This is a genomic window from Pseudoalteromonas sp. 3J6 (genome assembly GCF_903995135.1).
Taxonomy (GTDB): Bacteria; Pseudomonadota; Gammaproteobacteria; order Enterobacterales; family Alteromonadaceae; genus Pseudoalteromonas.
The window spans coordinates 927,628-950,119 of the sequence record NZ_LR877185.1; the positions used below are offsets into that span (position 1 = coordinate 927,628).

Annotated in this window: 21 protein-coding genes; 10 read left to right on the forward strand and 11 right to left on the reverse strand. The window is 40.4% G+C overall.

Translation table 11 applies throughout. The features are described from left to right. Positions 1-25: 25 nt before the first annotated feature. From flgM to P3J6_RS04300, 4 genes are all read left to right on the forward strand, one after another. Positions 26-316 carry a flagellar biosynthesis anti-sigma factor FlgM gene (flgM, locus tag P3J6_RS04285; protein ID WP_010391138.1) on the forward strand — a complete coding sequence of 97 codons (291 nt, stop codon included), beginning with the start codon at positions 26-28 and terminating at the stop codon, positions 314-316. Next, the gene (flgN, locus tag P3J6_RS04290) at positions 313-735 is read left to right on the forward strand and encodes a flagellar export chaperone FlgN (protein ID WP_010391136.1); all 423 of its coding nucleotides are present in this window, start codon (positions 313-315) and stop codon (positions 733-735) included. The genes flgM and flgN overlap by 4 nt, the downstream gene beginning before the upstream one ends. A gap of 507 nt (positions 736-1,242) precedes the next feature. Then, positions 1,243-2,760 (forward strand): DUF3360 family protein, encoded by a 1,518-nt coding sequence (locus tag P3J6_RS04295; protein WP_008464416.1) that lies wholly within the window; start codon positions 1,243-1,245, stop codon positions 2,758-2,760. 324 nt (positions 2,761-3,084) lie between these two features. Beyond that, on the forward strand, positions 3,085-3,282 hold the full coding sequence (locus tag P3J6_RS04300; RefSeq protein ID WP_008111942.1) for a CsbD family protein: 198 nt from the start codon (positions 3,085-3,087) through the stop codon (positions 3,280-3,282). A 110-nt stretch (positions 3,283-3,392) separates the two neighbouring features. Here P3J6_RS04300 and P3J6_RS04305 read toward each other — a convergent pair whose 3' ends face one another. The 5 genes from P3J6_RS04305 to P3J6_RS04325 all read right to left on the reverse strand — a co-directional run bounded on the left by P3J6_RS04305 (position 3,393) and on the right by P3J6_RS04325 (position 6,527). Then, complete coding sequence (locus P3J6_RS04305; protein WP_138605583.1) at positions 3,393-3,923, reverse strand: hypothetical protein; 531 nt, start codon at positions 3,921-3,923, stop codon at positions 3,393-3,395. Between the two features lie 85 nt (positions 3,924-4,008). After that, positions 4,009-4,704 carry an aspartate/glutamate racemase family protein gene (locus P3J6_RS04310; RefSeq protein ID WP_198522309.1) on the reverse strand — a complete coding sequence of 232 codons (696 nt, stop codon included), beginning with the start codon at positions 4,702-4,704 and terminating at the stop codon, positions 4,009-4,011. Between the two features lie 116 nt (positions 4,705-4,820). Then, complete coding sequence (locus P3J6_RS04315; RefSeq protein ID WP_198522310.1) at positions 4,821-5,264, reverse strand: hypothetical protein; 444 nt, start codon at positions 5,262-5,264, stop codon at positions 4,821-4,823. Positions 5,265-5,321: 57 nt separating this feature from the next. Further along, positions 5,322-6,077: a hypothetical protein gene (locus P3J6_RS04320; RefSeq protein ID WP_178955392.1), complete on the reverse strand. Its 756-nt coding sequence runs from the start codon at positions 6,075-6,077 to the stop codon at positions 5,322-5,324. A 69-nt stretch (positions 6,078-6,146) separates the two neighbouring features. Then, entirely contained in the window at positions 6,147-6,527 is a 381-nt protein-coding gene (locus P3J6_RS04325; RefSeq protein ID WP_178955390.1) for a hypothetical protein, read from the reverse strand. Positions 6,528-7,305: 778 nt separating this feature from the next. Here P3J6_RS04325 and P3J6_RS04330 point away from each other — a divergent pair. Beyond that, positions 7,306-7,854 carry a hypothetical protein gene (locus P3J6_RS04330; RefSeq protein ID WP_198522311.1) on the forward strand — a complete coding sequence of 183 codons (549 nt, stop codon included), beginning with the start codon at positions 7,306-7,308 and terminating at the stop codon, positions 7,852-7,854. A gap of 106 nt (positions 7,855-7,960) precedes the next feature. On the opposite strand, the gene metH is transcribed toward P3J6_RS04330, so the two are convergent. The 4 genes from metH to P3J6_RS04350 all read right to left on the reverse strand — a co-directional run bounded on the left by metH (position 7,961) and on the right by P3J6_RS04350 (position 13,453). Further along, on the reverse strand, positions 7,961-10,591 hold the full coding sequence (gene metH / locus P3J6_RS04335) for a methionine synthase (RefSeq protein ID WP_198522312.1): 2,631 nt from the start codon (positions 10,589-10,591) through the stop codon (positions 7,961-7,963). A 10-nt stretch (positions 10,592-10,601) separates the two neighbouring features. Next, positions 10,602-11,672 (reverse strand): homocysteine S-methyltransferase family protein, encoded by a 1,071-nt coding sequence (locus P3J6_RS04340; protein WP_198522313.1) that lies wholly within the window; start codon positions 11,670-11,672, stop codon positions 10,602-10,604. After that, entirely contained in the window at positions 11,662-12,609 is a 948-nt protein-coding gene (locus P3J6_RS04345; RefSeq protein WP_008111930.1) for a homoserine O-succinyltransferase, read from the reverse strand. The genes P3J6_RS04340 and P3J6_RS04345 overlap by 11 nt, the downstream gene beginning before the upstream one ends. Positions 12,610-12,802: 193 nt before the next feature. Beyond that, positions 12,803-13,453, reverse strand: a complete 651-nt coding sequence (locus P3J6_RS04350; RefSeq protein WP_198522314.1) for an outer membrane beta-barrel protein — start codon at positions 13,451-13,453, stop codon at positions 12,803-12,805. Positions 13,454-13,830: 377 nt separating this feature from the next. Here P3J6_RS04350 and ettA point away from each other — a divergent pair, with 377 nt between their 5' ends. The 3 genes from ettA (at position 13,831) to P3J6_RS04365 (ending at position 16,969) form a co-directional block, all read left to right on the forward strand. Continuing rightward, entirely contained in the window at positions 13,831-15,504 is a 1,674-nt protein-coding gene (ettA, locus tag P3J6_RS04355; protein WP_008111928.1) for an energy-dependent translational throttle protein EttA, read from the forward strand. 136 nt (positions 15,505-15,640) lie between these two features. After that, entirely contained in the window at positions 15,641-16,003 is a 363-nt protein-coding gene (locus P3J6_RS04360; RefSeq protein WP_008111924.1) for a PilZ domain-containing protein, read from the forward strand. A gap of 57 nt (positions 16,004-16,060) precedes the next feature. After that, the gene (locus P3J6_RS04365) at positions 16,061-16,969 is read left to right on the forward strand and encodes a histone deacetylase family protein (protein WP_178955379.1); all 909 of its coding nucleotides are present in this window, start codon (positions 16,061-16,063) and stop codon (positions 16,967-16,969) included. On the opposite strand, the gene P3J6_RS04370 is transcribed toward P3J6_RS04365, so the two are convergent. Together P3J6_RS04370 and P3J6_RS04375 are read right to left on the reverse strand one after the other, a co-directional pair. Next, the gene (locus P3J6_RS04370) at positions 16,970-17,968 is read right to left on the reverse strand and encodes an AraC family transcriptional regulator ligand-binding domain-containing protein (protein WP_198522315.1); all 999 of its coding nucleotides are present in this window, start codon (positions 17,966-17,968) and stop codon (positions 16,970-16,972) included. Then, on the reverse strand, positions 17,952-18,860 hold the full coding sequence (locus P3J6_RS04375) for a GGDEF domain-containing protein (RefSeq protein WP_198522316.1): 909 nt from the start codon (positions 18,858-18,860) through the stop codon (positions 17,952-17,954). The genes P3J6_RS04370 and P3J6_RS04375 overlap by 17 nt, the downstream gene beginning before the upstream one ends. A 286-nt stretch (positions 18,861-19,146) precedes the next feature. Between P3J6_RS04375 and P3J6_RS04380 the strand changes: the two genes are divergently transcribed. Both P3J6_RS04380 and P3J6_RS04385 read left to right on the forward strand, forming a co-directional pair. Then, complete coding sequence (locus tag P3J6_RS04380) at positions 19,147-21,453, forward strand: TonB-dependent receptor plug domain-containing protein (protein ID WP_198522317.1); 2,307 nt, start codon at positions 19,147-19,149, stop codon at positions 21,451-21,453. 64 nt (positions 21,454-21,517) lie between these two features. Continuing rightward, entirely contained in the window at positions 21,518-22,492 is a 975-nt protein-coding gene (locus tag P3J6_RS04385; protein ID WP_198522318.1) for a metallophosphoesterase, read from the forward strand.

Here is a 22,492-nt window from a genome sequence, read left to right on the forward strand (position 1 = left end):
CGATAAACGAATTAGGTAATAAACAATGAATATAAGTGCAATAACAACCACTGCGGTTGATCAAAGCCAAAAAACAAACCAGCGTTCTTCACTGGATGCAAAACCAGAACAACAACCTGTAGCGACTAAACAAGAGCAAGCAAACTCAGTGAGTGCATTAAGTAAATCAATAGACTCAACATTTCAAGATTTAGCTGCAAAGCCAGACGTTGATATGGATAAAGTAGCCATGATGAAAGCGGCAATTGCCAGTGGTGAATTTAAAATTAATATTGATGAAACCGTTAACGCTATGGTTGAACTTCATAAAAAATGAAAACTGTAAAAGAGTATATTGTAAGTCTGCAACAAGACATTACTAAGCTAGACGCGTTAATTGAATTACTTGAAACGCAATACGAATTGCTAAGCCAACGTAATGTGCAGCTAGAAACACATAATAAAAAAATGCTCGGCTTTTTAGAAAGCTTAAATGAATCGCACAACCAGCGCGATGGCTTTTTGGTGAGTTTAGGCTTACAAGGTGGCAAAGAAGGTTTAGCACAATTAACCGCGCTTCTACCTGTTGATATAAACACCCTTACTACTAAGCTATTGCATCAGCTTGAGCTAAAAACTAAAACCTGCAAAATAATGAATGAACGCTCAGGGCAATTACTCTCAAGCCAGCGTCGGTTGTTACAGCGTTTAACTGGCGGTGAAAACAAACAAGCTTACCCAGAAATGCCTTTATAAATACGTTACATAAAGGCATTTTCTTGTTTAGTCACTTTGCGCTATGTTTTTACTTTACTCCTATTATTACCTTTTAAAACCCTATCTTGAGTCCAAAAATAGTTATTCCGCTAAAACTAAGTATTATTAGCTTTTGTGCAACTTTGCGGCTAATTGTATTTATAATAAGCAAATAGCGGCTAACGTCACCTTTATTAGACTAAAGAATGATTGCTGCTGAATCTGCTGATTTTATGACCTTTTCGCTATTCTGCATGACAAGATCACACTGTAAAAACAGAACAATAAACCACTGAATTTAAAGATCTTTTAAATTTAACAAGCCAGTTACAACACATCCCTTTGCTATTTTTGTTAACACTTACAAAGCGTTAAACTGGGCTATGCACGACCTTTTGCCTAATTACAATCTGTAGCAAGCTGTTTTACCCTGCGCACTCAACGTTCATTTGCTTTGTAAAAGCTGTATTTTTATTTTGAGTTAGCAACAAAGTTGCAGGAGAAGTCATGACCACCAAGCCGCTAGATGATAATTCATCTGATGCTATACCAGGAGCGGATACTCAAACCGTGTCCGATAGCTATGAAAATCTTCATAAACCCAGCTCTGAGTTTGAAAGCCGCGACGCTTATCTAGAGCACGAACTGCAAATTATGCAGCCAAAACGCTGGCGTCCAAATTTACCGTTTAGAGATTATCGCTTTGAATTTGAAGACACCATTCCAGCAATGGCCGCTACTATAGGTAAAGTAGTAATGGTAGCAGCCATTGCTGCCACGTTTGCAGGCCCTTTGGGTTTAAGTGATGGCTTTGTACTTGAAAACGTACGCTACGAACTTTTAATTGTTTCGCTATTTATTTTACTATTTTCTGGCTTTATTTTACCGACCGCTAACTTAGCGGGTACTCATGGCCCACTCATTCCATTAATTCCTATTGTGGTTGCCGCAGGCGGACACCCTATGGCCTTTGGTTTGCTCATAGGAGCCTTTGGATTGATATTAGCATTTAGTAAAGGCGGCAGTCTCATGGCCAAGCTCACCAGTAAAGGAGTGTGTGGTGGCCTACTTCTTTATTTGGGCTTTGTGGGTACCATTTCACAAGTTAAAAAGCTGTTTGCATGGGCTGAAGAAATTCAAATGACCCATATTGCCTTTATCGTAATCTTAGCCACAATTTTACTTTATGCTTTATTGGAGCATTACAAAAAACGCTGGTTAGCCGTGCCACTGAGCTGTTTAATTGGTGGTTTTACTGCTTTTGCATTGGGTGCACCGTTTGAGTTTCATACTGCACCGGGCTTACCAAACATGAACCCTATGTACTGGTGGGGCGAAAACACCGGCTGGATGCTTGGCTTACCAACAGCTGAAAGCTTTGTAGTTGTACTTCCTTTTGCAGTTTTAGCGGTTGCTATGTGGTCTCCTGACTTTTTAGGCCATCAAGTATTTCAAAAAATTAGTTACCCTGAGCGTACTGAAAAAGTACAAATGAATATTGACGATACCATGCTTAGCGCATCAACAAGACAAACCTTTGGCTCGCTTTTAGGCGGTGCTAACTTTGCGTCATCTTGGGGCACTTACATTGTTCCTGCTGCTATTGCAAAACGCCCTATTCCTGCAGGCGCAATTTTAACTGCGTTATTTTGTATTATCGCGGGTGTTTGGGGCTATCCAATGGACTTAGCTATTTGGCAGCCAGTATTGTGTGTTGCATTAATTGTAGGGGTGTTTATTCCACTACTTGAAGCGGGTATGGAAATGACCCGTGAAGGTAAAACCACCCAATCAGCCGCCATTGTGGTGTTTGCATCAAGCCTAGTAAACCCTGCATTTGGTTGGTCATTAACTATGCTACTTGATAACTTGGGCCTTATTGGCTGTAAAGAAAGAAGTGCTGATTTATCGCGAATGAGCCGCTGGGTCATCCCACTTATTATGTTTGTGTTATTAACCGGTGTAATGGCACTGGTAGGTATGCTGCCAGGCATTCCTGCGCTAATGCCAAGCTTTAGACATTAATTCCTTTATTAAACAGCAAAGCGAGCTTTAATAGCTCGCTTTTATATTGTACTTATAAAAAACCAGCACAGTGTTCCTGCAATAATAACCCCTGAAGTGACAGTCCCTGAAATAATTACAAGCCACCCTGCAGAATTTTTATAAAGCTCGCCACCAGAAAAAAAACCTTACGCATCAAAAAACCATAACCAATTGATATATATTAAAAACTTAACATTTCACTTTCTGGTATAGGCTTTGCACCTTTATGAGTGAACGTTAAAAATCATTTTATTAGTAACGCTTTTAAAATGAAAAATCATCACTCTTAATAAGGAGCTAATTATGAATAGCGATCGTATCGAAGGAAATTGGAAAGAACTTAAAGGTAAAGCGCAACAAAAATGGGGCGATCTTACCAACGATGATTTAGATAAAATTGAAGGTAGCCGTACCGAGCTTGTTGGTAAAATTCAGCAAAAATACGGTAAATCCAAAGATGAGGCCGAGCGCGAAGTAAATGACTTTGAGAAAGGTCATTAATATAAAGCGTGTTAACAGCTTTACTTGCTAATAAAAAACCGCCAATTGGCGGTTTTTTTGTTGGTAAATAATAGAATCACTAGATTTAACATATTCGGTAATTCTTTGAATTAACCAGCCTGTTTATTATTTGAAATCGACGTCAAAAGTTCAGATATCAGCTGCCTATCTATCTGAGCATTTTTTTCACTCAGTTTATGAATAAACTCTAAAGGTGTAAGCCCATGTGATTTTTCTTTAATGGTAATACTCGCGCCTTTATCCATTAAAAGTTGCACTAAACCAAAGTCATTAAGCAAAATAGCCGAGTGTAGAGGTGATAAACCATCTATGTGACTTAACGTATTTACTTTGATTCCTTTAGAAATAAAGTATTTGATATAAACATCGCGCTTATCTATATCTTTAATTTCAAATAAAAATGCTAGACCAGCGCCTGATTCAAGTGATTCAATATCACTCTTATCTGCTCTATAATTAAGTAAGTAATATTCACAAGCGTCACTTGGGATGTAATGAGTATTCTCATCAGCGCTGCAAATAATAACATCTTCAATATCACTATTAATGAGCGAATATAAAGCAACTGCAGAATATCCAACAGATAATAAAAGTAACAAATAAATATTAAGCTTTTTCACCTCTACCCCCAAATTACTTTACTGTTAGCATCACTGTATGCAAGCATAACGAAGTGATTATTTACAGAATTAAGCTCAATCTTATTTATTTAGCCAGCGCTAACTTCACTGCTGCTTCGGCATGTATTTTGGTGGTATCGTAAAGCGGAACCTGCGTATGTTGTGGCTTTACCAACAAGGCGATTTCAGTACAGCCTAAAATAATGGCCTGCGCGCCTTGTGCAAATAAGCGCTCTATAATGCGTATATAATCAGCTCGCGAATCTTCATCAATAATCCCTTGGCATAACTGCGAATAAATAACCTTGTGCACTCGCTTTCGCTCAATAGGCTCAGGTATTAATACCTCAATGTTATGCTTATCGATTAAACGCTCTTTATAAAAGTTTTGCTCCATTGTAAATTGCGTTCCCAACAACCCTACTCGCGTAATGTTATCGTGCTTTAGTTGCTCGGCGGTGGCATCGGCAATATGCAAAATAGGAATGGTAATATTACTGGCAATCTCATCGGCCACTTTATGCATAGTGTTGGTACAAATAAGTAAAAAGTCAGCACCACCAGCCTCTACCGATTTAGCTGCCTTGGTAAGTAACTTAGCTGTTTGTTGCCAATCGCCTTGATGCTGTAGCGCTTCAATTTCCGCAAAATCGACGCTCACCATACAAATTTTGGCTGAATGTAGTCCACCCAATGAGTTTTTAACGCCTTCGTTTAAGGCTTTGTAATAGCTGGTTGTAGACTCCCAACTCATACCTCCGAGCATGCCAATCGTTTTCATAAAATTGCCTTCTTTAAAAGTGGTTAAGAGCAGCAAATTGCTAAATAATTTTTTACATTGACAGTAAGCAAAGAAGTAAGATGCAACTCATGCGACTACAGTTATTGTTTTAATATTTATATATAAGATAATTCAATATCTACTTTTACCACATCATTTTTAATAGCCCATTGAAAAGCTTCACTATTTTCAATAAACGCCCTAAGACTATCAACCTCATTTAACGCAGAACACCACTGACTCGTTGTTGAAAGCGCAAATGCAGCCTCGCTTGGTAAAAATTTAAAAGTCGTACTAAGTTGCTGCATAGCATCTGTAGCTTCATCTATGTCGTCTAAATCAGGAATAATTTGGCGTGTAATATCAACAATAAAGTAGTCTTTACTAAGGCTATCTTCCCCGCACTGAAAAAGAAGCATATCGCCGTCATACTCTAAATTAGTATTTTCAATTCGGTAGCTTTCATATAAATCAATAACCAGTTTAATCAACTGTTTAACATTATAGTTTTTATAAAATTCAGATCTTTCAATTTTAAGTTTTATATCTTCTATTTTCATATTTTATATCTAATTCTGTTTAATCATTAGTAACTATGTACTCTTTTCGCTACTGTATTAACCTTTACTTACAGCGCCTTCAAATAACAATTGCTTATCGTTTTTATATACTTCAAGCCAACCAAGTGAAGATGTATCGCAACCAATAATAGTGACATGTAACACGTAACTGTAACGTCCATTTTTAAACGTATAGTGATGATTGCCGCCACTACCCTCAAAGGTAATATCACCATTAATTAAAACGATATCAGGCTTGTCGCTTGGGCTTTTATCAATGCTCCACGACGCATAGCGGAAGTTTCCATCGCCTAAATCATCAATGCGAACACGATAGTTAGCTGTTTTCCAATCAAGTATTGGTTTTTGAAAGGTTTTAATACTTGAATGGAGTGATTGTTTATCTTGAGCGATTAACTTTTCTGCATGTGCTTGCTCAGTGGTATTTTGTGTATTCACAGCAATAACTTTGCCGTCTGTGTCTACCCACATTACGCCGTTATTTAGCATAATGCCGCGCCAACCTACGTTATCCCAATCGGTATTGATATTAGAGCTGCCAATAACGGCAACAAGTTCCTCATCAAACACTTCATCAAAGCGGTTAATAAACTCAGCTTCATTTTTAATATCAGGAAGTGGATACTGCCTTTTTAGAGGGTAGCGAATATGCGCAGCAATCGCAGTTTTATCATGCGTTTTAAAAGCAGCAATAACAGGTAAAACACTCTCGTGATACTTTTGCTCAAGCGCAAATGTGTTCGATGTGAAAAATAGAGATAGGCAAAGTAATATGTAATTTAGATACTTCATTGATAGTCCTTTATTCAAAGTAATAGAATAGATTTATAAAGAGATTAAATGTGTAACTCCTCTTAAGGCTTAGCCTTTACTATTTTTTAAAAAGGCAGCAAATTTGTGAGGCGAACTATCATAAAATAAACGTATTATACTTTCTGTTTCATCTTCATTTTTATCTATAAAGATTTTGAAGGTGTTACGCTTAAAAAAAGGTCCAAGAAAGCGCCTTCGGATGGAAACACTGGTAGAAATGCACCATAAACTTTTTTCTAGGCAACTTATTTGTAATGAAGCCTCATTATCCCCTAAAGCTTGAAAAAATAAAATTTTCATGGCGGATTCTGAATTCTCATTCTCCCAAATAAAACTTTTGAAAAAGGTTATAGCTTCACTAATGTTTGGTTGTAATGGAACATCCTGCTCCGTTTCCTCATCATAATACCCACAAAAAATATTTTCCATTAGATATTTTTTCCTTTTAAGTTATAAATTTCCGATTAAAGAAGCTAAAAGTCACATTAAATAAACCTTATAAACTATACAGTTTATTAATGAATATATAGATTATTAATCCGCATATAAACGAAGCTAGTACATTTGAATAAATTCGAACGTTATAGCTTTTCATAAAGCGCTCTTTTATTAAAGTTATGGGGATCAAAGCTAAGCACAAATAAGCAAACCAAGAGGATACAAATATATCTGCTAATTTAGATTGCATTAAGGGAGCGCTATTGCCATATCTTGCGTTACTTATCGCCTCAAAACTCTCACGATCGAATGCTATGGCAGCTACTGCAAATAAAAAAATTATATGGGTAAATAGTAAAACTAAATTTAAAGTACGTTTTAAGAAGCTAACTTCATAAGTTTTAATAGTCCGCGATCCTTGCATTTAGTTTTTCTACTCTTAAAAATTGATACGATGATAATATTTTTATATGAACTAAACCTGCTTTATGCTTTTGTAAAATTGACATAAGACACCTTACTTTTTTAGCCTAAACAAAGCCTGCTATTTCGTTTTTCACAGTGAAAGATTTAAAGTGGAGTCTAGTTTATTTATTCTTGTAGGCACTCTTGTTAGAGGAACAGCTATGTGTTTAATTTATACCAATAGGATAACTAAAAAATTATAGCTAGTCTAAGAATTGCTAATAATGCATATGACGAAAACCGTATAAAGTTTAATCGTAATTTAATTGTATGCCTTATTTAAATGTTGATTAAAGGGAATTTAATGAAACACGAAAGAATAACGTTAAGTGAAAATATAAAGAGTGTATTTTTATTTGTTTTATTCTTTATCATCACCATAGTTTTACCGATTGCGTCATATAATGAATTAGTATTTGTCTTTGAGGCGTTAAATAAGCACCCGCTGATTTTTAATGAGAAAAGTTTTAGTGCGTGCTTAATTTTATATACGCCAGCATTTGCAATGCTCACTCGACTAATATTATTAAAAGTAAGAAATATTGAAATAGAGCCTGAGCTTTTAACTCAATGGTATAAGGTCTGTGGGGTTACTCTGATTTTGCTATTGATTTCAGTTCCTACTTATACCTACTTTATTGAAAGTAAAATTAAAAGTGAAGGCTATACGGTTTGTAATTCGTATAGCACTTCTAGGGGGGCAGATATTTGGGTTACCTCTCAACACTACTGCATTGAAAAAGGTTATAGAGTCAGCGAAGAAATAACAGATTGGTTAAAACAACAAACGACTGAGCCAACACCAGAAGATGTTATAAAAAAAGTAGATGAGCTACTCGCTAATAATCCTTAAAGATTTTTTATGTGTAATTTAAAAAACGAGCCTAAATCGGCTCGTTTTTGTTTTACTGATAGCTGACAGCTAATAACTGACCGCTTCGCTATTTAACTACTTCCCTTTACTCCGGCTCATACCCCAAGTTAGGCGATAACCACCTTTCGGCTTCTGCGAGCGTCATACTCGTTCGCTTGGCGTAGTCTTCTACCTGATCCTTCTGTACTGCCGCTACCGCGTAGTATTTCGCTTGTGGGTGTGAGAAGTACCAACCTGATACCGCGGCACCTGGCCACATGGCGTATGAGCTGGTGAGCTGCATACCAATGCGTTTCTCGGTATCGAGTAACTGCCAAATTTTCTTTTTCTCAGTGTGCTCTGGGCACGCTGGGTAACCGGGTGCTGGGCGAATGCCTTGGTAGTTTTCACGTATTAGTTCATCGTTAGGCAGATTTTCATCGGGTGCATAACCCCAATACTCTTTACGCACTTGTTCGTGCAAGTATTCAGCAAACGCTTCAGCGAGTCTGTCGGCTACGGCTTTTACCATTATTTTATTATAGTCATCTTGCTGTACGTCGAACGCATTGGCTAGGTCGTCTTCTTCTAAACCGCCCGTTACCGCAAACGCGCCAAAGTAATCAGGCGTGCCTTTTGGTGCAATGTAATCGGCTAAACAGTAATTTGCAAAGTCGGTTTTTTCAGTTTGCTGGCGTAAATGGCACGAGGTGGTTAATAGCTCTTTTCGCGTTTCGTCGGTGTAAATTTCTATATCATCGCCTACACGGTTTGCAGGGAATAAACCAATTACACCTAGTGGTTGCAAAGTGCCTGATTTTTCAAGGTCGTCGAGCATATCGTTGGCGTCTTTAAACAAGCTTTGTGCTTGTTCGCCCACTACTTCGTCGGTCAATATGCGCGGATATTTACCGGCGATTGACCAGGTCATAAAGTACGGCGTCCAGTCTATGTATTTGCGTAAAGTCGCGATTGATACATTTTTAAACTCGGTCACGCCCAGCTTTTTAGGCACGGGTGGTGTGTAGTTATCCCAATCGAGTTTTGTAGCATTATCGCGGGCGCGCTGTATGGTAACTGGTTTTGAGCGCGGCTTTTTGCGTGCTTGTTGTTCGCGTACTTTGTCGTACTCGGCGCTGGTTTTAGCTAAAAACTCTGCTTTATGCTCTTTAGATAATAAATTAGACACCACACCCACGGCGCGGCTGGCGTTATTTACATACACCACGCCTTTGTCGTACTGCGGCTCTATTTTAACTGCGGTATGCGCTTTTGAGGTGGTTGCCCCACCAATCATGAGTGGTAGCTCAAAGCCACGACGCTTCATTTCTTTGGCAACATGTACCATTTCATCAAGCGATGGGGTAATTAAGCCCGAAAGGCCTATAATATCGGCTTTTTCGTCAATTGCTGTTTGCAGTATTTTATCTGCTGGCACCATTACCCCAAGGTCGATTACTTCGTAGTTATTACATTGCAGTACCACGCCTACAATGTTTTTACCTATGTCATGCACGTCACCTTTTACGGTAGCCATAACAATTTTACCATTGGTGGCGCCTTCCTCTTTTTCGGCTTCAATGAATGGGTCGAGGTAGGCGACCGCGCGTTTCATTACCCGAGCCGATTTAACCACTTGCGGTAAAAACATTTTACCGGCACCAAATAAATCCCCAACCACGTTCATGCCATCCATAAGTGGCCCTTCAATGACGTGAATAGGTTTATCGGCGCCAGCACGGCACTCTTCTGTATCTTCATCTATAAAGGTGGTTATGCCTTTAACCAACGCGTGCTCTAGGCGTTTTTCAACCGGCCAAGTGCGCCATTCTAGATCTTCTACCCGCTCAGCTTGTGCCATGCCTGAATATTTAGGCGCAAGTTCAACAAGGCGCTCGCCCGCACCTGAGTCGGTGTTAAGAATTACATCTTCTACGGCTTTACGAAGTTCCTCGGGGATGTCGTCGTAAACCGCAAGTTGCCCTGCGTTTACTATGCCCATATCCATACCCGCTTTTATAGCATGGTATAAAAACACCGAGTGAATCGCTTCACGTACTGGGTTATTACCTCTAAACGAGAACGATACGTTTGACACCCCACCCGACACTTTACAATGGGGTAAGTTTTGCTTAATACGACGAGTACCTTCAATAAATTCTACGGCGTAGTTGTCGTGCTCTTCTATGCCGGTGGCAACGGCAAATATATTGGGATCGAATATAATGTCTTCTGGCGGAAAGCCAATTTCGTCGACTAAAATACGGTAGCTGCGCTCACAAATTTCAAACTTACGATCGGCAGTATCGGCTTGGCCTTCGGTATCAAATGCCATTACAACAGCGGCGGCGCCAAAGCGTTTTATAATTTTAGCTTGGCGAATAAACGGCTCTTCACCCTCTTTGAGTGAAATGGAATTAACAATGGCCTTGCCTTGAATACACTTTAAGCCTGCTTCGATGACTTCCCACTTTGAGGAGTCGACCATAATAGGTACTTTAGAAATATCAGGCTCTGAAGCAATTAAGTTTAAAAACTTAACCATGGCGGCTTTTGAGTCCAGCATGGCTTCGTCCATGTTGATATCAATAACTTGGGCGCCATTTTCTACTTGTTCGCGGGCCACATTAAGAGCGGTCTCGTAGTCTTCTTCCATGATCAAACGTTTAAACATGGCCGAGCCAGTTACGTTAGTACGCTCGCCGACATTGGTAAATACTGCAATTTGTTGGGTCATTGGCGGCTCCTTAATTTAAGTTACAGGCTTCTAGGCCTGATAAACGCATACGCACTTCAAGCTCTGGTAATTTTCGTGGTGCTGCGCCTTCAAGCCCTTTGGCAAAGGCACGAATGTGCGCAGGCGTAGTGCCGCAGCAACCGCCAACAATATTAATAAAGCCCGATTTACCCCAATCTATGATCTCTTTTGCCATATCGTCTGCTTCTAAGTCGTATTCTCCAAATTCATTGGGTAAGCCCGCATTAGGGTGAACAGAGACAAAGGTTTCGCACACGCGTGATAGCTCTTCAACGTATTGGCGCAGTAAATCTGGCCCAAGAGCGCAATTTAAGCCAATTGAAAGCGGCTTAATATGGCGAATAGAGTTATAAAATGCTTCGGTGGTTTGCCCTGAAAGCGTGCGGCCTGAGGCGTCGGTGATAGTGCCTGATATCATCACTGGTAATGTACGCCCTGCTTGTTCAAACGCTTCTTCTACCGCGAATGAGGCGGCTTTTGCATTAAGCGTGTCGAATATTGTTTCGATTAAAATAATATCTACACCGCCTTCCATTAATGCAAGAGTAGACTCCACATACGCAGTCACTAACTTACCAAAGGTGATATTACGATAGCCCGGGTCGTTTACATCCGGAGATAACGAACAGGTTTTAGATGTTGGCCCTAAAACACCCGCTACATAGCGCGGTTTTTCTGGGGTTTTAGCGCTAAATTCATCACATACAGCACGGGCTAACTTAGCTGACTCTAAATTAACTTCACGGCTTATACTCGCCATGTCGTAATCTTCCATCGAAATGGTGGTCGAGTTAAAGGTGTTGGTTTCGATAATATCGGCACCGGCGGCTAAAAAGCTGCGGTGTATATCAGTAATAATTTCAGGCTTGGTTAGGCTTAATAAATCGTTATTACCTTTAATAAGCACGTGCCAATCTTTAAAACGTTCACCACGGTAGTCTTGCTCTTCAAGCTTATGCGCTTGGATCATGGTTCCCATTGCACCATCTAAAATTAAAATGCGCTGTTTGAGCGCATCACTCAGCTGTTCATGCTTATTGTTTTGAGGATTATTCGGCATAGTTGTTAGTCCTTACGTCTTGGCTAACTAAGTTAATATCATAGGGTGTGGTTTGGTAAACGTAATAATTTAACCAGTTTGAAAACAGTAAAAACGCGTGGCTTTGCCATGTTTTAGACGGTTGTTTGCTGGCATCGTCATCAGGAAAATAGTTTTCAGGCTTTGGCGCATCGGGGCTTTTTTGTAAATCGCGCTCATATTCGGCTTTTAAACTGTCGGCATCGTATTCGGGGTGGCCGGTAATAAACACTTGGCTGCCCGATTTATTTTTAAGTAAATACGCCCCTACTCGTTCAGAGCCTGCTAATACCACCAGCTCTTCACAGGCGTTTATTTTATTAATATCTATGTGGCCATAGCGTGAGTGGGGTACTAAAAAAGTATCGTCAAAGCCGCGGGTAAGTGCACCATGGGCAAAGTAGCATTGATGGGTAAACACCCCACAGAGTTTATTGTCTTTTAAATCGCGCTTTAAATTATAACGGTGGTATAAAGCCGCGTGAGCAGCCCAGCACGAAAACAAGGTTGAAGTTACATGCTGCTCGGCCCAATCAATAATCACTTTGAGCTCTTCCCAGTAAGCCACCTCTTCATACTCTAAATGCGCGAGCGGCGCACCGGTAATTAACAGTGCATCGTAGTTGTTGTTTTTTACTTCTGAGAAATAACGATAAAAAGTATCTAAGTGTTGCTCAGAGTTGCTACTACTGCGATGCGTGTCTAGGCGCAATAGCTCAACATTTACTTGCAGCGGAGAGTTAGCCAACAAGCGAATAAACTGTACCTCGGTTTCTACTTTATTAGGCATAAGATTAAGAATAGCCAAACGCATAGGGCGTATTTCTTGGGTTTTTGCACGCGTTTTTGGCATTACAAACACGTTTTCATGACGTAAACGTGCAATAGCTGGCAATTCGTCTTCTACTGTAATTGGCATTCTTAAAGCTCCTGCTCATAAAAACCGAGAGTTAATACGCTCTCATTATGAACAGAATGCCAAAAATATCAACCTCTAGATGTATAGATGTCTAAATGAAGTTTAGGATAGTAAACGAAATTTATAGAAGCACTTAGAATTATTAAGTAATACTTTTTGAGTTGCGCTACCAGAGTCAGTAGCGCATGCGGTTTCAAAAACGATAATTTATAGAAAAGTTAATAGCATAGATATTACCTTGAATTGCATCAAAATACTGGTATTCTGCACTTGCCTGCCAGCGTTGGCTTAACATGTAATCAACCCCCGCCCCAAATGTTTTGCCATCCTTATCGTAGTTTTCCTCTGTAATGAGAAACTGATTTGTGTTTGAGCCAATAACTTCTTTTGCAAAACGGCTGTAGTCATCGTTATAGCTCAACTTATTTCTAGCGTATCCTGCAAATAAAAATACACCAACCCGGGAAGAAACTGGGTAATTAGCTTTTAAAAATATGCTTGTTTGTAATTGTAAGCCGGAACCAACTTGAGTATGTACAGGCTCGGAAGTAATTTTTCCTGTCAATGGTTCTTGAGTATAAACATCCCCATTTAATGGCGTTGGCTCCTCATTTAAACCAATACCCAAACGCCCTTCTAGTGCAAAATATGGTGAAAACTGATAACCTACTTGAGTATAAAACGTTGTAAACTGCAGGCTATCCCCTTCGTAAACATCGAATTCGGTAGAGCCTAAGCCGAACCCTTGATAAGGTCCATTCACTCGCATTATCTCTGCGTTACTCGCAACTGAGTACCCTCCCAAAATTATTGCGCTTAGGGATACAAGCCATTTTAATTTCATAATTATTCCTTTAGTTTAGTATCTGGTGATGTTTTAAATACCTTTTATAAACGCCTAAACGCTCAATATAAAAATTCAAGTTGTGTTACGGCAAAAGTGAAACCAAATTACAGCTCTAAAATTAAGATGTGCGCTTTCAAGAAAACGCAAATCAAGTTAGACTTAAACTTATTCATTATATTTTTCTTCTAAACAACTGTTAACACTATGCAGTTATTTAAATACCCATACAATTGATCAATACAAGATAAAACAATTTACTACACTTTCTTACAGCCTACTTATTTTTGAAAAGCTACGCCATTCGTTGACTGTTTCACCTGTGAGCCACTACAATACAGCATTGAAATTTTTATTATTATTTGAAGGCTTCTTCCATGGTTTTACCTGATAAGTTTATATTCTCGATGAGTCGAGTATCTAAGGTTGTGCCACCAAAACGCACTATCTTAAAAGATATTTCGTTGCATTTTTTCCCAGGCGCAAAAATTGGTGTGCTAGGTTTAAATGGTTCTGGTAAATCATCACTACTTCGCATTATGGCGGGTGTTGATGAAGAGTTTGAAGGTGAAGCTCGCCCTCAACCAGGCACTAAAATTGGTTACTTACCGCAAGAGCCTGTTTTGGACGAAAGCAAAACAGTTCGTGAAATTGTTGAAGAAGCTGTAGGTGAAGTAAAACATGCCCTTAACCGCCTTGACGAAGTGTATAACGAATACGCAATGGAAGGTGCTGACTTTGACGCACTGGCTAAAGAGCAAGGTGAATTAGAAGCGGTTATTCAAGCCCACGATGGTCATAATATCGATAACGTATTAGAGCGTGCTGCCGATGCACTTCGTTTACCTGAGTGGGATGCTAAAATTGAGCACCTATCGGGTGGTGAGCGCCGTCGTGTTGCTATTTGTCGTTTGTTACTTGAAAAACCAGACATGCTGATTCTCGATGAACCAACTAACCACTTAGATGCTGAGTCGGTTGCCTGGTTAGAGCGCTTCTTACATGACTACGAAGGCACTGTTGTGGCAGTAACGCATGACCGTTACTTCCTTGATAATGTAGCAGGTTGGATTTTAGAGCTTGACCGTGGTGAAGGTATTCCGTGGGAAGGTAACTATTCTTCTTGGCTTGAGCAAAAAGACGCCCGCTTACAACAAGAGCAAAAATCTGAAAAAGCACGTCAAAAATCAATTGCACAAGAACTTGAGTGGGTGCGTTCAAACCCTAAAGGTCGTCAAGCTAAGTCAAAAGCACGTATGGCGCAGTTTAGCGAGCTACAACAGTCTGATTACCAAAAACGTAACGAAACCAACGAATTGTTTATTCCACCTGGCCCACGTTTAGGTGACCAAGTATTAGAAGTAAACAACTTACGTAAAAGCTTTGGCGACCGCGTTTTAATTGATGATTTAAGCTTTAGCATGCCTAAGGGCGCTATTGTGGGTATTATTGGTGCCAATGGTGCAGGTAAATCAACGCTATTCAAAATGTTAAGCGGTGAAGAGCAGCCAGATAGCGGTAATATCAGCATTGGTGAAACAGTAGAACTGGCAACTGTTGATCAGTTCCGTGGCAACATGGACGAAAGCAAAACGGTATTCCAAGAAATCTCTGACGGCCAAGATGTACTAAAAATTGGTAACTTTGAGTTCCCAAGCCGTGCTTACGTTAGCCGTTTTAACTTTAAAGGCAACGATCAGCAAAAGTTTGTTAAAGACTTATCTGGCGGTGAGCGCAACCGTTTACACCTAGCTAAACTGTTAAAAGCAGGCGGCAACGTGGTGCTTCTGGATGAGCCAACTAATGACTTGGACGTTGAAACATTACGTGCTCTTGAGAATGCTATTTTAGAATTCCCAGGTTGTGTAATGTGTATCTCGCATGACCGTTGGTTCCTTGACCGTATTGCTACACACATTTTAGATTACCGCGACGAAGGCCAAATTAACTTCTTTGATGGTAACTACACTGAATACGAAGAGTGGCTTAAAAAGACTCTTGGCGCAGAAGCTGCACAGCCTAAGCGCATAAAGTATAAAAAAATTGGCTAACAGCCACAGTGAATAAGTTAAAAGCCCTGCATTTAATGCGGGGCTTTTTTTGCGAGCTATTTTTATCTTTAAGCAAATTGGCGTGTTGGGCATTACCAGCTATGCTTATTATAAATAACAGCTTTATAAGATTATTATGCAAAACCGTCGGCAATTTTCTCGTATTATGTTCTCTACTGCAGCGCAATTAGTTATGGCTAGCAGCCAGTATGAATGCACTCTATTAGATATCTCTTTACATGGTGCGCTTATTACTAAAAGCGATGCATTTACTGGGAACAAAAATGACGAAGCAGTACTACGTTTTACTTTGCCACAAAGCGATATTGAAATAAAAATGCCGGTGGTTATTCGTCACATAGAAGAAAATCATATTGGTCTTAAATGCCATAGTATTGATATAGACAGTATCACGCATTTAAAGCGTTTAGTTGAGCTAAACCTTGCTGATGAAACATTATTACACCGCGAGCTTGAAACGCTTATTCACCAAACATAAATAGACGCACTGCGTGAAGTTGATTACCATAACCAAAAATAATTAAACGACGCAGATATGAGTTTAAACCCCAATCTACCTTTAGTTTATCATCCTAACTACTCGTTTAGTTTTGATCCCAAGCATCGCTTTGTAATGAGTAAATTTGCTCAGCTACACCAGCATGTTAAAACCCTTGGCCTTGCTGGCAGTAATATCACAGAACCACCACATGGTAGTGTAGAAGAGCTAGAAATAGTACATTGTGAAAACTACATTCACGATTTATGGCATAACCGCCTAGATGAAAAAGCCATGCGCCGTATTGGCTTGCCTTGGTCACAAGCACTAATGAACCGCACTTTTACCGCTCCGCTGGGAACACTGCAAACTGCACGTTTAGCACTTGAAACTGGACTTGCGTGCCATTTAGCGGGCGGCACTCACCATGCTCATAGTGATTTTGGCTCAGGTTTTTGTATGGTGAACGATTTAGCTTTTACCGCACAAACGTTAATTCAAAATCGTGAAGTGACCAACGTACTGATTTTTGATTTAGATGTTCACCAAGGCGATGGCACGGCAGCTATGCTGGCTCATCAACCATATGCGTTTACCTGTTCAATACACTGTGAAAAAAACTTCCCATTTAGAAAGTCCCCTAGCGATTTAGATATTGGTTTAGCTAATAATATGCAAGACGCTGAATATTTAGGTATTGTTGACGATACGCTGCAATTTTTATTAAACGAGCTTAACCCGGATCTTGTTTTATACGATGCTGGCGTTGATATTTGGCAAGAGGATGGCTTAGGCAAACTGGATATTAGTTGGCAAGGGATAGAAAAACGCGATCACTTAGTGCTTAAACGCTGCCTTGCAAATAATACTCCTGTTGCCACTGTGATTGGTGGAGGCTATGACAGAGATCATCAGCGCCTAGCAAAGCGCCATGGCATTGTTATAGAGCAAGCGGCTAGTTTTTAATTATATTTTTAACTGACTTGGCGTAATGCCGGTCCAACGCTTAAATGCTCGGCGAAAGTTAGGAATATCATAAAATGCAAGCCGATCAGCCACTCGTTCATTACCTTGTTGGCACACCCCCAGTAAATGCAGAGCTTTAAGTTTATTTTGCTCATCTTGTAGTTGAGAGTAACTGACACCGTGTTGTTTTAACTTACGTTTAAACGTAGCAGAGCTCATGGCAAAATGCTCAGCACTGTTAGCAAGGCTGTTGTTTTTATCACGGTAAATGCGCTGGCACACAGCCTCAACAAAAGACTGTGATACATTCTTATGTAACTCACTTTGCGCTATGCACTGCTGCCACCTAAGCTGACTAGCCTCTGGGTTTGTGCACTTAAGTAGTTGTTTATTAAAGTGCCAACGGGTATAGGGTTGTTCAAACCGTATTCGTAAGCCTAAGTGCTGCTCATATTCTTGAATATGCCGAGGGCGTTTACAAGTAAAGTCAAAATAACAATGTGGATACACATTACATACTCGTTTTAGTAAGCTCATTAACGCAGCGCTGTATATTTCAAAAAAATAATTTTTTAATGACTCGTCCATACCGATACTCGGTTGCAAGTACAGATATAAATCGTCTTTAAATATATGCCTACGGGTAAATAATAAAGGGGCAATAACGGTACTAATTTGTTGTAATTGCTTCAAAGCCATACCTAAACTGGGGCTTAAACGCACACTTTGCACTGCTGGGCTAACGTCATTAACCAATTGATGACCCAGTAAAAAGCCACTATCATTACTCTTCATTAAGGCTTTAAACTGGCTAATTAAAGCCAATAACTGCGATAAACTAAAGCGCTGTGATAGATCATATAAATCTTGCTCAAAAATACCCGTACCACGCAGCAATTTATGCAGCGGGATCCCTCGTCCTTGAGCAAGCTCCACCAGCGCAGTGATCATTCCCTCCGCGCTGAGGTATTTATCATCTAGACTAATATACTGCTGCACCTACAAGCGCCTTTTCTTGTTGTAATTGTTGATGTAACAGGCTGGTTTGCTGCACTGGATCTTGCGCTAAATCCATTGCCATGGTGGCGGTTAAAATATGCTGAAACTGTGCGCCTTTGCTTTTTGCGACTTTAAACGCACAATGGTTAAGCGCCGCTTTCATTTGCGCTAGTAATTCTTTGGCTTGGCTTTGGCTGGTATTCGGCATAAGCACAATAAAGCAATCTCCGGCATAGCGACAAAGCACATCATTCAAACGGCAATTCATTACTAATAAATCACTAATTTCTCTTAGTAACCTATCACCTTCACTAAAACCAAACTGCGCATTAAACTTTGCAAAATCACGAATATCAATAACACCTAAAGTGCCGCCTTGCTGCTCTGTTTGTTGTTGCTGCATGAGTGAATGTAAGTAGTTAACTCGGTATAACCCTGTTACCGGACAGACCTTTTCATGTTCGCGAAGATGCGCTTCACGACGACGCAATTGACGATTTAAAACAAATTGCTCTTGATGCCAATAATAAAGCCCTGCGCTGGTAAGCGACATACCAAACGGCGCTGGTAGTGACTCAAACCAGGTGAGCCATAATTGTGAAGGTTGTTTTAACCACTCATCAAGTAAATCGAGTGTGGATGAGAACATAAACAAACCTAAACCTAATACTAATAAGGTAGTTACTTTGCCTGGCGGACGTGAAATAAGTAACGCAACTATCCAGCTGAGGGTCATCAACACAATACCGCCCTCACCAACAATATCGAGCCACGCAATGTCTTGCCATTGCTTAAGTTCGCCAAAGTAAGCACATATTGCTACAGCAATAACTAATAATAAAATGATGGTATTAGTTAATTTTGCATGGCTAGTAAATGGGTTATATCGCATTGTTTAAGTCTTCTAAGATTTACACTATTACGTATGCTAGCGCGGTACTGATTTATTAGGCAGAGTCATTTTGGCTCATTGATATGACATTGAGATTAAAATTTTTAGGTATTTAACCTAGTAATAACCATTTTTAGTGCGCTGGAGCCGTGTTTAAACAGCTCAACTGTCTGTTTGAAAAGCGCTAAGTTGGCGTTTTGTCAGGAATTAACTGTAAAACTGTCACATTAGCGTCATTAACTTTTTTTAGTTTGCTCACCAAACCAAGGACAACCGGAGCAAATCAATGAAACAATTTAAGTTAAATGCTGTTGTAGCGGCATTAGCACTGAGCCAATTTAGTGTTAGCGTAAATGCACAAGAACAAACATCGCCAAGAGAACCTGAAGTAAAGGTTTCTGAAGAGCTTGTGGTCTATGGCGAGATTGGTTATCGCAACCGCTCGCAAGAACTAGCACCGACGCTGGAATATTCACAAGAATACTTTCAACGTTTTGAACCACTCACCGCCGGTGATGCACTAAAGCGTGTTCCTAGTGTGACTTTTTTATCTGACGTACTTGAGTCTGACGGCGCTCGTATGCGCGGCTTAAGCCCTGCTTACACAAAAGTACTGATCAATGGCGAAGAAGTACCGGGTGCCGGTGCTGACCGTTCATTCTTTGTGGACCGTATTCCAGCAGAATTAATTGAGCGTGTAGAAATTATTCGTTCATCAAGTGCCAACCGCTCTGCCGATGCTATAGCAGGCACACTTAATATTGTACTACGCGATGGCTATAGCTTAGACGGCGGTTATATTCGCGCTGGTGGCTTACGTTACGATGACGGCGAACTAAAAGAAAGCTTTGCGGGCGTTTACGGTACTGAGTTTGCAGGTGGCCGTTTACTAGTAGGTGCCAATTTACAAGGTCGTTATAACCCAAAACAAAAATCAAGCAGACGTTATGGCGATAGCCCTGAAAATAACCCTAATTACGCAACAGACGATTTTGATAACCGTGAAGATCAATCTGATATCCGTGATGGTGATGATACCTCTTTAAATGCCAGCTTTGAAAAGGTGTTTGATAACGGTGGCAAGTTTGATATTAGCGCCATGTGGGTTGATACCGACCGTACCGAAGATGAGCGCTCTTTTGAATACGACGACGCATCTGCAACCTCAGGCTCTGTCGTTGAGGGTGGTAATTTAATCTCAGATAACGCAAACGTTTCGTTTATTGATCAAACCAACTACAACATTAATTCTGGCTATGAATTACCACTACTTGGCGGTACCAGCAAATTTAAGTTAGGTTATGCCAGCTTTGAAGAATCAGTGTATGAGCAAGAGGTTGAACTTGATACGTCAGAGCTCCCAATGGTGTTTGAAGAAGCTGAAGAAACCGTTGATATCGATGATAAAGAGTGGTCATTACAATGGCAGCACAGCTTACTGGTAGGTGACTCGAAAGAAGTTCAGTTTGGTGCTTTTGTACAAGGCAAAGAGCGCGATACCGCCATTTTTGTCGCTGAAGATGAAAGTGAGCAAACACTGACTGGATGGGCTCAATTTAGCGAGACGCCAATGTCATTAGCACAATTTAACAACGAATTTGAACCAGTAGACGGCGGTGTTAATAAACTTGAAGAAGATCGTTTTGATTTATTTGCGCTAATCAAGCACGAAGCGGATGTGTTCTCGTGGGAGATGGGGGTGCGGTGGGAGTCAACTGACTCAAGCATTACCGATACCAATGAAGGCGTTACTGCCGAAAATGATTATGACTTTTTCTTACCGTCGGCTCACTTTCGTTACAGCGTCAGTGATAACGGACGAGTCAGCGCCTCTGTTGCTCGCAGCTTACGTCGCCCTGACTTTGACTACATGACACCCGCCCTACTTGAAGAAGAGCTTGCTGATAATGACTTTTTAGGCAACCCAAGTCTTAAACCAGAATCATCTTGGGGTATCGATTTAGGTTACGAATACCGTTTAGGTAAAAGTGGCGTTGTCGGTGTAAACGTATTTTACCGTGACGTTAGCGACCTTATTGAAATTGCCAGTACCGGTGTTGAAGGCTCAGAAGGCGAAGGCACATTTGTACTGCAACCACAAAATACTGGTGATGGCACAGTTCAAGGTATTGAGTTTGATTTATCAACCCCACTTAGCGCCTTGAACATGCCTAATACAGGTATCTTCTTAAATTACTCTTGGCTCGACAGTGAAGTTGAAGACAGTTTTGGTAAGCGTAAATTTAACGACCAGTCTGATTATGTTTATAACGTTGGCTTTATCCAAGATTTACCAACACTACGCGCATCATTTGGTGCAACGTATCGTAACCAAGGTGATGCATACGGACGCTTTGTGGGTGAAGAAGTAACAACCTCTTACGGTGCAGATTTAGAGCTTTTCGTTGAAAAGCGCTGGGATGACATCACCCTTCGCCTAGTTGGTTCAAACTTACTGGATGCCAGTAAAGACGAAGTTTTCAATAAGTTTGACTCACTTGATGATCAAAACAATCGTGAATTTGATGAGTACGAGCTTGAATCGGAAGAAGCAGGCCCTGTGATTCAAGTAATGCTGCGTTACGCATTCTAATCACACGTATTGTCATTTTAAGCACGTAATGGCAAACCATCGCGTGCTTTTTTGGAGTTAAAACATGTTTAAATTGTCTTTCATAATGGCCGCGATACTGTGCTCATCAGCGCTTAGTGCAGACGAGCCTGTTGTTTATAAAGATGCGCTATACCAACAACAAAAAATAGCCAAGTTAACTACGTTGCCTAATAGCCTTAACTTTATGGTTATTGGTGATTGGGGGCACAACGGCCACTTTTACCAAAAAGAAGTGGCTCATCAGCTAGAAATTGCTATGTATCAAACCGATGCCGATTTTATTGTCTCGACCGGCGATAACTTTTACCCAAATGGCGTGGCAAGTGTGAACGATCCTCTTTGGCAATCAGCCTTTGAGAACATATACCATGGCCCGCACACATTTGAAGATTGGTATGTTGTTTTAGGTAATCACGATTACTTGGGTAATGCCCAAGCACAAATTGACTACACCGCAAAAAGTCAGCGCTGGCAGTTACCTGCAAGGTACTACAGTAAAACATTTGCGCTTGAAAACAACGAGCACGTGTTAATGGTGTTTTTAGATACCAACCCGATTCAACCTGAATATAAAACCCGTGAAAAATACCGCTCAACTCAAGGGCAAAGTTATCAAACACAATTGGATTGGCTTGAAACCCAACTAGCCGGCAGTAAAGCAAAATGGAAAATTGTGGTAGGTCATCACCCACTTTACTCCAGTGGCAAACGCTTTGGCCGTAACCAAGGGCTTCGCGACATTTTAGAACCTATTTTGGAGCGTCATAATGTGCACGCTTATATCGCAGGGCACGAGCACGACTTGCAATACAATCAACCAAAAAATAGCAAGGTGGCTCACTTTGTCTCTGGTGGTGGCAGTGAAGCACGGTTTGTAAAACAACGTGAGTTTACCCGCTACGCAGAAGCAACACCGGGCTTTTTAAATATCTCTATCAATGGTGAAACACTCAAAGTAAGCGCGATTAATCACCTTGGTGAAGTACGTTTTAGCACTGAAAAGCACCTAGAGAAGTAA